This is a genomic window from Curvibacter lanceolatus ATCC 14669 (genome assembly GCF_000381265.1).
Lineage (GTDB): Bacteria > Pseudomonadota > Gammaproteobacteria > Burkholderiales > Burkholderiaceae_C > Curvibacter > Curvibacter lanceolatus.
Window position 1 is genome coordinate 1 of the sequence record NZ_KB906289.1, and the last position, 12435, is coordinate 12435.

At 59.3% G+C, this 12435-nt stretch carries 13 protein-coding genes and 1 pseudogene; 7 read left to right on the forward strand and 7 right to left on the reverse strand.

Features of this window, described 5'->3' with window-relative positions; genetic code table 11:
- Positions 1 to 38: 38 nt before the first annotated feature.
- A protein-coding gene (locus tag F624_RS0130455) for an IS3 family transposase (protein WP_425387338.1) occupies positions 39 to 1225 on the reverse strand; the annotation gives its coding sequence in 2 pieces (ribosomal slippage) (positions 39 to 970 and positions 970 to 1225; 1188 coding nt in all).
- A gap of 80 nt (positions 1226 to 1305) precedes the next feature.
- On the opposite strand from F624_RS0130455, the pseudogene F624_RS36560 reads away from it, so the two are divergent.
- The 3 genes and pseudogenes from F624_RS36560 to F624_RS0130470 all read left to right on the forward strand — a co-directional run.
- Positions 1306 to 1710: pseudogene (locus F624_RS36560) on the forward strand (dienelactone hydrolase family protein); the annotation flags it as partial.
- The gene (locus tag F624_RS36345; protein WP_084679860.1) at positions 1694 to 2410 is read left to right on the forward strand and encodes an ester cyclase; all 717 of its coding nucleotides are present in this window, start codon (positions 1694 to 1696) and stop codon (positions 2408 to 2410) included. The pseudogene F624_RS36560 and the gene F624_RS36345, both read left to right, overlap by 17 nt.
- Positions 2411 to 2415: 5 nt before the next feature.
- Positions 2416 to 3027: a flavin reductase family protein gene (locus tag F624_RS0130470; RefSeq protein ID WP_031256813.1), complete on the forward strand. Its 612-nt coding sequence runs from the start codon at positions 2416 to 2418 to the stop codon at positions 3025 to 3027.
- Between the two features lie 94 nt (positions 3028 to 3121).
- Here F624_RS0130470 and F624_RS0130475 read toward each other — a convergent pair whose 3' ends face one another.
- Positions 3122 to 3847 carry an SDR family NAD(P)-dependent oxidoreductase gene (locus tag F624_RS0130475; RefSeq protein WP_031256814.1) on the reverse strand — a complete coding sequence of 242 codons (726 nt, stop codon included), beginning with the start codon at positions 3845 to 3847 and terminating at the stop codon, positions 3122 to 3124.
- A 215-nt stretch (positions 3848 to 4062) separates the two neighbouring features.
- Here F624_RS0130475 and F624_RS0130480 point away from each other — a divergent pair, with 215 nt between their 5' ends.
- Positions 4063 to 4752, forward strand: coding sequence for a GntR family transcriptional regulator (locus tag F624_RS0130480; RefSeq protein ID WP_019578164.1), 690 nt, complete (start codon positions 4063 to 4065; stop codon positions 4750 to 4752).
- 67 nt (positions 4753 to 4819) lie between these two features.
- Here the strand turns inward: F624_RS0130480 and F624_RS0130485 are convergent, their stop codons facing one another.
- Entirely contained in the window at positions 4820 to 5776 is a 957-nt protein-coding gene (locus F624_RS0130485; protein WP_019578165.1) for a PDR/VanB family oxidoreductase, read from the reverse strand.
- A 65-nt stretch (positions 5777 to 5841) separates the two neighbouring features.
- Here F624_RS0130485 and F624_RS0130490 point away from each other — a divergent pair, with 65 nt between their 5' ends.
- The 3 genes from F624_RS0130490 to F624_RS0130500 are packed head-to-tail and all read left to right on the forward strand — an operon-like array spanning position 5842 to position 8185.
- Positions 5842 to 7161 (forward strand): aromatic ring-hydroxylating oxygenase subunit alpha, encoded by a 1320-nt coding sequence (locus tag F624_RS0130490; RefSeq protein WP_031256815.1) that lies wholly within the window; start codon positions 5842 to 5844, stop codon positions 7159 to 7161.
- Positions 7161 to 7643: an aromatic-ring-hydroxylating dioxygenase subunit beta gene (locus tag F624_RS0130495; protein WP_019578167.1), complete on the forward strand. Its 483-nt coding sequence runs from the start codon at positions 7161 to 7163 to the stop codon at positions 7641 to 7643. The genes F624_RS0130490 and F624_RS0130495 overlap by 1 nt, the downstream gene beginning before the upstream one ends.
- On the forward strand, positions 7640 to 8185 hold the full coding sequence (locus tag F624_RS0130500) for a 4-vinyl reductase (protein WP_019578168.1): 546 nt from the start codon (positions 7640 to 7642) through the stop codon (positions 8183 to 8185). The genes F624_RS0130495 and F624_RS0130500 overlap by 4 nt, the downstream gene beginning before the upstream one ends.
- Before the next feature lie 45 nt (positions 8186 to 8230).
- Here the strand turns inward: F624_RS0130500 and F624_RS0130505 are convergent, their stop codons facing one another.
- From F624_RS0130505 to F624_RS0130520, 4 genes are all read right to left on the reverse strand, one after another.
- The gene (locus tag F624_RS0130505) at positions 8231 to 9433 is read right to left on the reverse strand and encodes an ISL3 family transposase (RefSeq protein ID WP_031256820.1); all 1203 of its coding nucleotides are present in this window, start codon (positions 9431 to 9433) and stop codon (positions 8231 to 8233) included.
- 173 nt (positions 9434 to 9606) lie between these two features.
- The gene (locus tag F624_RS0130510) at positions 9607 to 10575 is read right to left on the reverse strand and encodes a Bug family tripartite tricarboxylate transporter substrate binding protein (protein ID WP_019578170.1); all 969 of its coding nucleotides are present in this window, start codon (positions 10573 to 10575) and stop codon (positions 9607 to 9609) included.
- A gap of 62 nt (positions 10576 to 10637) precedes the next feature.
- Positions 10638 to 11393 carry a maleate cis-trans isomerase family protein gene (locus tag F624_RS0130515; protein ID WP_019578171.1) on the reverse strand — a complete coding sequence of 252 codons (756 nt, stop codon included), beginning with the start codon at positions 11391 to 11393 and terminating at the stop codon, positions 10638 to 10640.
- The gene (locus tag F624_RS0130520; protein ID WP_019578172.1) at positions 11390 to 12424 is read right to left on the reverse strand and encodes a carbon-nitrogen hydrolase family protein; all 1035 of its coding nucleotides are present in this window, start codon (positions 12422 to 12424) and stop codon (positions 11390 to 11392) included. The genes F624_RS0130515 and F624_RS0130520 overlap by 4 nt, the downstream gene beginning before the upstream one ends.
- Positions 12425 to 12435 lie beyond the last annotated feature (11 nt).

Genomic DNA, 12435 nt, shown 5'->3' on the forward strand with positions numbered 1-12435 from the left:
TGAGGTTGCCCCTGAAAATCGGAGTGCATAACCGGTCTTCAAGCGGCAGATTTGTGCTGCGCCGCCAACCAGCGATTTTCGTACTGCATGGGGCTCATGTAGCCCAACGTCGAATGTAGCCGGGAATGGTTGTAGAACCCGATCCACTCCAAAATCACCTGCCTTGCTTGGGCTCTGGTCGCGAACTTTCGACCATGAACACACGCCGTTTTCAAATGGCCCCACAGACTCTCAGTTGGGGCGTTGTCCCAGCAATTTCCCTTGCGACTCATCGAGCTGACAATGCCCCACTCCTTGAGTGTGGCCTGGAAGCTATCGCTGCAATATTGACTGCCCCTGTCGCTGTGAAAGATCAGGCCCTTGGCAGGTCGGCGACGCCAGCAGGCCATCAGCAATGCATCTTTGACCAGGCTCGTTTGCATGTGCGTTTGAAGGCTCCAGCCCACCACCTGACGGCTGTGCAGGTCCAGCACTGCCGCCAGGTACAACCACCCCTCGCCCGTGGCGATATACGTGATGTCTCCGCTCCATAAGCGATTTGGGGTCTGTGGATTGAACTGGCGTTGAACCAGGTCGGCCGCCACTGGCAACCGATGTTTGCTGTCGGTTGTGACAACAAATTTGCGCTTCGTCCTGGCTCGGATGCCGTGTCGGTGCATCAGCTTGCGCACCCGGTCTTTGCCGACCCTGATGCCTCTGGCCAACAACTCCTTGTGCATGCGTGGCCAGCCGTATTCGCCGTTGACCTGGGCATGGATGGCTCGCATGTGGGCGAGTAAGGCCTCGTCGCTGTGAAATCGCGTGGGCCCACCGTGGCCTCTCTTGCCAGCCCTGTCCCAGCTGAAATACCCACTGGGACTGACCTGCAAAACCTCACACATCAGCGTGATCGGCCAGCGTTGCTTCATCGAGTGAATCCAGGCGTACTTTGCAGCACATCCTGTGCAAAGTACGCCGCCGCTTTTTTTGCAATATCGCGCTCCATCTTCAGGCGAGCAACTTCAGCCTTCAACCGTGCAATCTCGGCCTGTTCGGGGCTCACCACCGCGGCAGGTTTGCCATCTGTCGACACCCCAAGCTGCCCTTTTGCGTCCGCCCGAACCCAGTTGGTCAAGCTAGCGCTGGGCATGCCCAGGGTCTTGGCCACCACTGCAGCAGGCCGTCCTGCCTTGACCTGCCTGACGGCTTCTTGCTTGAACTCCAAGGTGTACTTGGCTCTGCTCATCACTCCAGCGTTCATCTCTTCTCTCCTTTCCCGGCATTCTCCGGGCTGAGCTATGAACTCCGAAATTCGAGGGCAACCTCATCTTTGGGGTCAACAAAAACATTCGCGACCTGTGCGATGAGTTCGCGGCCGAAGGTTACTTGGCCATGGCCCCCGATCTGTTCTGGCGCCAGCAGGTGGGTATCGACATTGACCCTTCGCAACCCGACGCCATGGGCCAAGCCCTGGCCCTACTGGAGAAGTTTGATGACCAGCAAGCGATGGAAGACCTCCAACACTGCATCGCCTATGCACGCAGCCAGTGGCAGTCCGATGGTCCGGTCGCCGCGATCGGCTACTGCCTTGGCGGTCGGCTTGCTTTCCGTGCACTGCACGATACCGAAGTGAACTCATCTGTGTCCTACTACGGCGTCGGACTGGAGGCACTGGTGTCTGAAGCCCTGCCCACCGGTAAAGCCGCACTGCTGCATGTGGCTCAGAACGATAACTACTGCCCCCCCCTCAGCCCAAGCCACCCTTTTGGCAGCCGCACACAATGCTCTGAAAGTGCACATCTACCCAGGTTGCGATCACGCCTTCGCGCGCATGGGTTCGGCGCACTTCAATGCCGACAACGCCCGCCTCGCCTACGACAGAACCATGAATTTCTTGGTCCCGCGTGTGGGCCCGGCTTACGACCTTGAGGCACTGTGGGAAAAGCATGTGGACTACGAATTCACTACGCGTGATGCTGACTTGACCATGGGCACCATGGTGGCCCAGCCCTATGTCAATCACATTCCCACCATGACGGGAGGGGTGGGCTACCTCGACCTGCGACGCTTTTACAAAGACTACTTCATTGGAGCCAACCCAGATGACACCATGCAGGTCTCCGTTTCGCGGACGCAAGGCGTGCGCCAGGTAGTCGATGAACTGATCTTTAGTTTCACCCATGACCGCCAGATGGACTGGTTGTTGCCTGGGGTAGCGCCCACAGGACGAAAAGTACGCTTTGGTCTGGTCGGTGTTGTGCGCTTCAAAGGTGACAAACTGTGCCATGAACACATCTACTGGGATCAGGCCAGCGTTCTGGTGCAGGTCGGCCTACTGGACCCCAAAGGCTTGCCAGTGGTGGGCGTCGAAGGCGCCGACAAGATCACCGACAACAGCATCCCCAGCAACCACCTGATTGCAAGCTGGTAAACCGCGTGCAGGACCGGTACTTTTATGCGCCGCGCGAAGGGCATGGCTTGAAGCACAATCCCATCGCGTCCATCGTTGGGCCTCGGCCCATCGGCTGGATCTCATCAATGAGCGAAGACGGCTCATTGAATCTTGCACCCTACAGCTTCTTTGGCATCTTCAATTACGCCCCCCCCATCGTGGCCTTTGCTAGCGCCGGGATCAAAGACACTCTTCGTAACGCGATACGACGGGGTGAGTTCGTCGTCAATGTGGTGACCGAATCCTTGGCGCAGGCCATGAATCTGAGCAGCAGCAGCATCGTCGGCAGCGAGTTCGAACTGACCCAACTGGGGAGCGCTCCATCAACACGGATAGCCACACCCCGCGTGGAAGCCTCACCGGTGTCACTGGAATGCCAGGTGCTGGAAGACTTTCCGTTGCGCGACCACCAACATGAACCGGTGGGCAGCCACCTTCTTCTGGCAGAAGTGATCGGTGTGAGCATTGACCGATCTCTGATTGTGGAAGGGGTGTTCAGTTGGGGACAGACCCGCACCGTGGTGCGAGCGGGTGGTGCGGCGGATTACCACTGGATAGGCGCCGACAACCTGCTGCGCCTGCGACGTCCTGATTGATTAGCCGCACCGGCCCCGCCAGGGGTCGTCGCCCAAACGACGTTCACCTCTGCAGGCGCCTGAAGGCGCCTGACTTTTTCAAGGTTCAGCGTATTCAACCCGCCAGCATGGCCGATTGAAAGCCGCGGGGATCACGCAACCAAGCCTCGTAGGCTTGCTGGGCTTCGCCCGGGTAAAGGTCTTCACACGAACCCGATAGAAAGTTGACGATCTCATCGGCCAGCACGCTAGGAGACATCTTCTCGCCAGCTTGGTCAGTACTCATGCGAGTGTCCACGGCCATGGGGTAGATGCCGCAAACCTTAACGCCCTGGGGTTTGAATTCGGCACGCAGCGCCAGATTCACTGCCTGGGCGGCGGCCTTGCTTGCGCAGTAGGTCGCCAGTGAGGGCAGTGAAACATGGGCCAGAAAGCTCAACACACTGGCCATCACACCGCCGCCCCGGGCCGCGAGCAGGGGACCAAATGCCAAACCGACGTTGAGCAGGCCAAAGTAGTTGACCTCCATCTCGCGGCGTGCATTGAGGCGGGCTTCTGGCGCCAGAACCGATGCGTTGCTGTTGACGCCGGCACAGTTCAGCACGAACGAAATATCTCGCTCACGTACCTGGTCCGCCAAGGCTTGGACGCTGTTCTGGTTGGTCATGTCCACGACTAGATTGAGCAAGGGCGTGCCGGGGAGCGTCAACTCGGACTGCGCGTGGGAGGCAGTGACCAACGAGGCCACACCAGCCAGGGCGAGTCGGTGCGCCAAGGCACCACCAATCCCTCCAGAGCCGCCCAGCAACAGCACATTCGCGCCTTTCAAGGAATGGGTCATGCCACCCTCCTCAGCTTCAGGCAGAGCGACAGCCCCACCTCGATGTCAACACAGTTAGAGAGACAGTTCATGCCAGGTACTCCTAATGAGAATAGAAAAAGGCGCCAGATTTTAAAAAGTATACTGTATTTAGTATTTAAAAATGGAGGCCGAACCATGGTTTCTGGCACAATAAGTGCCCCCGACAACGGCACCCTTTCATGTCTACAGCACCCTTGAAGACCCCCTTTCTGATCGCGGGAGAGCTACCCAAGCAGAGCATCCGAGACCAGGTCTATGCGCTGTTACGCGATCGACTGCACAAAGGTGACATTTCGACCCAAGATCGCTTGGTCGACCACGAGTTGGCCGCCCAGCTCAACGTCTCCCGAATGCCTGTGCGTGAGGCGCTGTTGCAACTCAAGAACGAGGGCTACCTGGAGGGCACGTCGCGGGGCTTTATCCTTCCGCAGTTCACCCCGGAGGACATCGCTGAGATGTTTGAAGTGCGCCTGCTGCTTGAACCCGCCGCCGCCGCCATCGCCTGCCAGAACTCCAAGGTCGAGGGCTTAGGCAAGATGACCGTGGCTGTCGACAGCGCCGAGAAAGCCCACCTCAAGGCCGATGTGCTGGGCTACATGAGTGCCAACTGGGCGTTCTGGGTCGCTTGGATGGACATGGTGCCCAACCGCCGGCTGGCCCAGGTGATTTACCGCTTGCGCGACCACGCTCAAGTGGTGCGCCTTGCCACGCTGCAAGATACCGAATTCCGCGAGCTTTCGCTCCACCACACCAAAGAAATCCTGGCCGCTTTCGTCAAACGCGACACGGAGGCTGTGAAGGATCGTGTCGAACACAACTTGCGCATGTCTGCAGCGTCCTACTACGCCAAACAAGAAGCTCTAATTAGCGCCGAAGCCGCCTGAGTGGTGTTTTCCGGTGCCAAAAACAGCCGCCAGATGGCTGGCGGCAAATCCGACTGACAGCGGTCGGTCAAAGGTCGATGCGCAAGCAGTCGTCTAGCGAACGCGAGCAGCAGGGAGTGAAAGACATAGCTCGGGTTTCGTCATCCAAGCATTGATCGCGGTGGTCAGGGCGACCCTCCAAAACATCGGTGATGCAAGTGCCACAAATGCCCTGCTCACAAGAAAACGGCAAGTCCACCCCCGCCGCCAACATGACTGCCATGGCGGTCTGATCAGGAGGCACCTCCAGGGTCAAACCGCTGCGCTCAAGCTTTAGAGTGAAGCGGCGCTCCGCAACAGCCACCGGAGCCGTGGCGCCAAAGCGCTCGGAGTGCAGCCGCGACTCGGCCCAGCCCTGAGCACGCGCAGCGTCCAGCGCGGCGTCAATGAAGCCTGTGGGACCACAAACATACAGGTGCGCCCCCGCCGGCGCCGATGCTATGGTCTGAGCCAGGTCGAGGCGCCGATTGGCCGCCCCGTCATCAAAATACAAATGGCTTGAACTCGCCAGGGACGACGAGGTCAGCGTCTCGTGGAAGGCACAGCGGTCATGCGACCGTGTCGCGTAATGCAGCGACCAACTTCTCCCCTGCGCTTGCAGGTAACGCGCCATCGACAACACAGGAGTGATGCCAATGCCGCCAGCGAACAGCAGGGCATGGGGAGCCTCTGAGTCAAGCGGAAACAGGTTGTTTGGCCCCTGGGCAGAAACCAGATCACCCACAGCCAACTGCTCGTGCACTACACGCGAACCGCCCCGTGATCGCGGGTCCAGGTTGATCGCCAGTTGGTAACGGTGCCGCTCAGCTGGGTCATTGCACAGGGAATAGGCACGAGACAGCCCTCCAGGCAGATTCAGCAACAGGTGGGCACCGGCCGTGAAAGGTGGCAACTCGCGACCGTCCGGCGCGGTCAACTCAAGCAGAACGATGCCTTCTGCAATCGATTGCTTTTTGGCGAGTCGGAGAGACACACAGGTGTTCATAACTCTGAATTCCTTTAATTAAAAGGATACAGTATACTGTTTGGACAATTTTCTTCGAGGATCCCATGAGCCATCGATCTCCGCATACGCCTTCGACCTTGGTCGAGGCCGACCGCGTCCACCGGGACGCCTACCTGTCCGAAGCCGTTTTTGAGCAGGAGCAGCGCCGCTTCTTTGCAGCGACTTGGAACTTCGTTGCCCACGCCAGCCAAGTCCCCCATCCGGGCGACTACATCACCCTTGACCTGGCTGGTCGGCCACTGCTGGTGGTGCGTCAATCAGATCAGTCGATCCAAGTGTTCTACAACCGCTGCGCCCACAAAGGCTCCAAGCTCTACACCAATGAACGCGGCAATGCGGGGCGAGTGCTCCAGTGCGCCTACCACGCATGGAGCTACCGCCTCGATGGCAAGCTGATGGGCATCCCTCTGCGCCAGGAGTACGCGGAGTCGCGTCTATCTCAATGCCCCTCGGGCCAGGGTCTGACCCACGTCGGCGCCACCCAGGTGTACCGGGACTTTGTGTTTGTGCGCCTCGATGAACGAGGCGTTGACTTTGAGGACTACTTCGGCGCGTCGCTGCAATGGCTGGACAACATGGCCGACCGCTCCCCGGTTGGCAAGCTCGAAGTCTTTGGTGGCGTGATCCGCAACGTCATCCGCTGCAACTGGAAGATGTACTTTGAAAACATCAACGACACAGTTCACCCGGTGTCCACCCATGAATCAGCAGGCAAAGCGGCCAAAGCCGTATGGGGTCAGCAATCCGAATCCACCCCCATGCCAATCTCAGTTGAGCAAATGCTGCCATTCGCGTCCGGCTATGACTTCTTTACCCAACTGGATGCAGAGGTCTACCCCAACGGACACAGTGCTCTGGCCGTGAAGTTCAGCACCCATACCGGCTACGCCTACCCGCAAGACTACCTCGATGCCCTGGCTCAGGCGCACGGCAAAGCCCGCGCCGAGGATGTCCTGAGTCGAGCTCCTCAAAACTCTGTCCTGTTCCCCAGCATCGCGGTCAAGGGCGCCCCGTTGGTGATGCGGGTAATTCGCCCGCTTTCAGTGGATCGCATGTTGATTGAAGCCTGGAGCTTCCGCGCCCTCGGTGCACCCGACCTGCTGCACGAGCGCGCGATGACCTACAACCGGCTCGTGTTCTCACCCATGTCTATCGTGGCCCACGACGACATTCACCTGTTTGAGAGCGTCCAGCAAGGTCTGAAGGCCGAAGGCAACGAATGGGTCAGCCTGCATCGTGGTGCCACAGGTGAAGCCGAGGCTGTGAGCGGTACCACCCCCTGCAAAGGCACCAGCGAGATGCTGATGCGCAATCAATTTCAAGCCTGGGCCAAGTTCATGGCCGAAACACCGGAGGCCACCTGATGACTCACAGCAACCCCATGATGGCCGCGCAGCAGTTCGTCGTTGACGAGGCACGCTTGCTCAACGAGGCCCGTTACCGAGAGTGGATTGAGCTCTTCGCCGCCGATGGCCACTATTGGGTACCCATGCAAGGCGCCCAACAACCCGATCCAGTGAACCATGTGTCACTGGCGTACGAGGACCGCATTCTGCTGGCAACCCGCGTGCAACGATTGCAGGGACTGCGGGCACATTCACTGGAGCCGGGCGCACGCAGCTTGCATATCCTGCAAGCACCCGAGGCGCAACCGCTGGAGGGCATTGGCTGGGAGGTGTACACCCCCTTCATCTACACCGAGATCCGTGGCGCCCTGCCCACAACCTTGGCGGGTGTCTGGCGCCACCAACTGCGCGCCAGAGAACAAGGCTTTGAAATAGTGCTCAAACGGGTTGACCTGCTGAACGCGACCGCCCCCCACGAAATGATCCAGCTGTTCCCATGAGAGCCCGCATGAGCCAACCTCTGCGGCCACTTCACAAGCGCCTGGCATTTGATCTATCCGAGGGGCAGGTCCTCGATGGCCCGAGGCGCTATCTCATCATGCGGGCGGATGTGCTGATGGGCGCATTCGCCAAACTGGAGGCAGAACCCCGACGCCTGGCACTGCAGGCGATAGGAGCGTCGGTGACCGACCACGGCTCCGACAGCGTGAGAGCGTACCTGGCCGAAGTGGGCGCAGATGCGCTGCTCGAAACCATGGTCGCCGCTTCGGCTTCGCTGGGCTGGGGCGTTTGGTCGTTCAGGCGCTTGTCAGACCAGCTTTGGCTTGAAGTGCGCAACAGCCCGTTTGCCGCAGGCACCCCCACCAGCCTTGAACCGGTCTGTACCCCAATCATTGGCATGCTGCGGGCCGTCGCGCAAGCGCTTTGGTCCGAGCCTGCCGACGTGGTCGAGTGGGTCTGCGCTTGCCAGGGTCAGGCTGGCATGGAGGGGGTGTGCCGCTTCCAGGCTCGCCCTCGCCTGCCCAAGATCCCCTCAAACTGACGCGACTCTTTTGAGCTTGCCCTGCGCAGGTAAAAAAAAGGTTCTTCACGCATCTCCGGGGAATGCTGCCTTGATCTTGAGGAAGAAGTACTCAACGTCACGGTAGCCATAAGCCATGCGCTTGATGACCTTGATGCGGTTGTTGATCCCTTCGAGTTGGCCCGTGTGCATGGGCCAACGCACCCGCGCCAGAATGCCCGGCCAGTATTTGCGCAGCCGCTTGGCAAACAATTGCAGGCACTCGATGCCGCTTTGCGCGCAGTGCTCCAGCCACTGCTTCCAGCGTCGTCGCCACTGCCAGGGATCACAAGCAGTCCACAGACTCTTGAGGGATTGCTTGAGTACGTAGACCGTCATGAGCGCCTCGTTGGCCTCAAGCACCTCCTGCAACGTCACCTGCTCGCGCCCCTTGAGCTTGTCTGCATTGCGCAGCAACAACCAGTGGGCTTGTTTGACCACTCGCCGCGCGGGCTTGTCCTTGCGCAGGGCGTTGGCCGTGTCCACCCGCACGCGTGAGATCACCTCCCGGCCATACTTGGCGATGACATGGAACAGGTCATAGACTATGCGAGCCTGGGCACACCAATGCCGCACCTCCAGGTCAAAGGCCGTGTTCATGTCCATGGCGACGGCCTGAATGCGCCTGCAGCCTGCTTCTCCCAATGCCGCAAAGAAGGGGCGGACCGCTTCGCGACTGCGATCCTTGGCGATGTACAGCTCCCGGCGCGTATTCGCATCCAGGATGACGCTGGCATAGCGATGCCCTTTGTGCAGGGCGAACTCATCCATCACCAGGCGCGTCGGATGGGGCTGAGGCAACTGGCTCATCAAGCCCATCAGGCTGCGCTTGTCCAATTGCTGCACAGTGGACCAATGCAGGCTAAACATTTGAGCAACATGCTTGATGGGCAAACGCTTGCAGCACTGGGCCACGGTTTGCGCCATGGCTCGCGTCATGCGGGCAAAGCGATCAAGCCAGCTCACATGCTGCAGGCAGTGTCCGCAGCGCGTGCAGTTCACTCGCAGCAGCTGCACTTGCAGTGTCAGGACTCTGCCCGCCAAGGGTAGCTCACGCACGTTGCGCGTGACTCGCTCGTGCACTGAGTTGACGAGACCCAGGCATTGCCCGCAGCGCAGGGGTAGCTTGGCCAGCGGCTCCAGTCGTAACCATGCACTTTCGTGGGTGATGCGGGAGTCGGTGACGTGAAAGCCGGGCCACAGGTCCAGCCAGCCTGTATTCTTATGCATGCAGCGGTGCTCTAAAGTTTGATGATTGGTCGCACAACCATCTTGCTTGAGATGTCACCGCTGTTTTTTTGTCCGTGGGGGGACTACCCCGCGAATACGTGAAGAACCAAAAAAAAGCAGATTTGCATACCGCAAATCTGCTTCGTGTCCTCAGGCGCCGTAGCACAGGCACATTAGTCGACGGTTACCCCCGTATCCACGACCAGTGGACGATAGCGCAGCGTCTCTGCCTCGATATATGCCTGGAACTTAGCAGGGGTCATCGGCGCACGACTGTACCCAAAATCGGCATAGCGCTTCCAGACGGCCGGCTGGGTAAGGACTTTCTCGATCGCCGTATGTAGCTTATTAACGATGGCCGGGTCCGTCCCCTTCTTGACTGAAGCGCCAATCCACAGGTCCATCTTCAAGTTTGCGAACCCCAGCTCGGCGAAGGTCGGTACATTTGGTAGGAACTCGGTGCGCTGCGCAGACGCCACAGCCAAAGGAAGACCCTTGTTGCTGCGGACCATATTGAGGGTACCCGGAACAGCATCAAACAGCAGATCAATTTCGTTCGACATGATCGCTTGAAAGGCCGGAGGAGCCCCTTTATAGGGCACGTGTACGAATTTACTGCCCGGCATCGCCTTGCCCAGCGCGTGCCCCAGGATATGGGGTGCAGTGCCTGGCCCAAACGATCCGTAGTTAAGCTCCCTGCCCAACTTAACAGCATCTTTGAGAGCGTCAAAAGACTTCAAATTGCCGCTACTGCTGCTGTACATGACCATTGGAGCTTGGGCCAACATGGTGATGTTATCGAAGTCTCGCATCGGCAAGTAGCTGATGCTTTTGTAGATCATCGGGTTGATCACATAAGTACCGATCTCCGCCACAAACAGCGTATAGCCATCCGACGGCGCACCAAGCACAGTTGCCGCACCAATCTGTCCGCCGCCGCCGGGTCGGTTATCAACAACGATGGGCTGGCCCAACTCAGTAGCCAACTCGGGCCCCATGGTGCGCACAAAAGTATCGACGGCCCCACCAGGAGGAAAGGGAATGATGACTTTGATTGGCTTGCTGGGGTAGGGATCTTTGGCCGCAGCGACAAGGGTGGCGGCACTGAGTGTGACAACAACGAAGGATTTGAGGAGGGTCATTGTTTTAGCTCGGGTGTGGATTGTTTTGTTTAACTGAACTTCAGGGCATGCATCAAACAGAGTCAGTACCGTCCGCTCAGCAAAGAGCCAGCGTTCGGGACAATGGTTTCAAGACCCAGTTCCTTCAAGGTCATATAGGTAGTGCAAACGGCGGCGGACACCACCGGAATGCCCACCTCAGCTTCGACCTGTGCAATGACGGGGAGAGATGGCATCTGTACACAGGCGGACAGCACCAGGGCGTCGGCCCCCCGGAGATCGAGTCGCTTGTAAAGCTCTAGAAGCTTCTGCGGATCGTGCCGACCCACTTCAAGGTTGTCGGGGATCTCGAGCGCCAAGAAGTCAAGCACCTCAAAACCTTCGGCTGCCAAGTAGTCCACAACCAGCTGCGTCAGCGGTTTGAGGTAGGGGCATAGCACCACGATGCGCTTGGCACCAAGGGCTTGCAGGCCTTCGACCAAGGCCCCTGCGCTGGTCACGACCGGGGCCGGCGCGCCGTTGTCGATGGTCCGCTGGTGCAGGCGCATCTCGGACTGGCGGTGGTAGCCAAGACCCATGCTCATGATGGCAACCAGACAGGCATAGCCCAGTACGTCGACGTGGGCATCACTGAGCTCCAGGGCACAGCGGTCGCTGTCGCGATCCATTGCTTCGAGCTCTTCCTTAACAACTTTCTTCATGCGCATGCGACTTGAATGAAAGGTGAAGCGCTCGGGGCGGATGGACTGACGAGACCACAGCATTGCAGGGATCTCCGTTTCCATAGTGGTGTTCGAAGACGGGACGATTTGCCCGATTCGATACAAGGTCTTCGTCATGTTTTCTCTCCGGTGGGCAAATCAAAGTCCTGCGGGCCGTCCAGCAGGTCGGGCAGTGCTGTGCTGTCGTCATCCTGAAAGGTTGCGGGGCGCAGGCTGCGGCGGTTGACACGCAGGTCAAACACATCAAAGCGGTTGTAATGACCGGTGATGTCATGCATCTGCCGCGGCTGGATACAGCGCGACAGGTCGATGTCGGCATACAAGATGCCCTCGGTGTCGATCAGGGGCTCACCGACCAAACGACCGTCTGGCCCGATCACACCCGAGAAGGCGCTGTTCCTGCGGGCCAACAGTGCCGCAGCGCCGGGAAACGCATGTTCCATCATGTCGATGGTTTCTTGCGACAGCGTTGAGCACGACACCACGGTGTAGACCTTGCCTTCGAACGAATGCGCCATGGCACGGGTTTTGATTGCTTCGGCCATGTCGTAATCGGGCGGCGCCACGGGCAAAGAGATATAGCTGGCCAGGTGCACCAACTCGCCCTGAGCCAGGAGCGAGAAGCGCGCCAGCGTGTTGGTGTTTTCACCGCAGGCCAGCATGCCAATCGGACCGAGCTCGGTAGCGTGCACTCGCAGACCGGCGCCATCGCCTGGCGCCCAGGTCAGCTTTTCAGCCCAGGTCGGCACCAACTTGCGATGGCGGCCAAGCAGTTGACCCTGCGGCCCGATGAACATCATGGTGTTGTAGACCGTGGCCACCGAACCAGCGGCCAGCTCGTTGATGCCCAGGGCCACGTATACCCCGGCGTCTCGCGCTGCATGGGCCACACGCGCCATCTCGGGGCCCGGCACCTGTATGGCGGACTCACAGAGCTTCTGGAACCAGGGACTGCCAGCCACGGGGTTACCGACCCAGCTCCAGTAGGGGTAGGCCGAGACGAAGACCTCCGGAAACACCACCAGTCTGGCACCCTGGCCAGCGGCCTCAGCGATCAGGCGACACACCTTGTCGATGGTGGCCGGCGTGTTCAGGAAGACGGGACTGGCCTGAACCGCCGCTACCTTGAAGCGCGGTAGTTTGATCATGTTGGGATCTC

Excerpts from the sequence above, each read along its gene's own strand:
- F624_RS0130475 (WP_031256814.1), bottom strand. The coding sequence starts at position 3,847 with ATGACCCATTCCTTGAAAGGCGCGAATGTGCTGTTGCTGGGCGGCTCT.
- F624_RS0130490 (WP_031256815.1), top strand. The coding sequence starts at position 5,842 with ATGAGCCATCGATCTCCGCATACGCCTTCGACCTTGGTCGAGGCCGAC.
- F624_RS0130485 (WP_019578165.1), bottom strand. The coding sequence starts at position 5,776 with ATGAACACCTGTGTGTCTCTCCGACTCGCCAAAAAGCAATCGATTGCA.
- F624_RS0130510 (WP_019578170.1), bottom strand. The coding sequence starts at position 10,575 with ATGACCCTCCTCAAATCCTTCGTTGTTGTCACACTCAGTGCCGCCACC.
- F624_RS36345 (WP_084679860.1), top strand. The coding sequence starts at position 1,694 with ATGTGGCTCAGAACGATAACTACTGCCCCCCCCTCAGCCCAAGCCACC.
- F624_RS0130500 (WP_019578168.1), top strand. The coding sequence starts at position 7,640 with ATGAGAGCCCGCATGAGCCAACCTCTGCGGCCACTTCACAAGCGCCTG.
- F624_RS0130520 (WP_019578172.1), bottom strand. The coding sequence starts at position 12,424 with ATGATCAAACTACCGCGCTTCAAGGTAGCGGCGGTTCAGGCCAGTCCC.
- F624_RS0130495 (WP_019578167.1), top strand. The coding sequence starts at position 7,161 with ATGACTCACAGCAACCCCATGATGGCCGCGCAGCAGTTCGTCGTTGAC.
- F624_RS0130515 (WP_019578171.1), bottom strand. The coding sequence starts at position 11,393 with ATGACGAAGACCTTGTATCGAATCGGGCAAATCGTCCCGTCTTCGAAC.
- F624_RS0130505 (WP_031256820.1), bottom strand. The coding sequence starts at position 9,433 with ATGCATAAGAATACAGGCTGGCTGGACCTGTGGCCCGGCTTTCACGTC.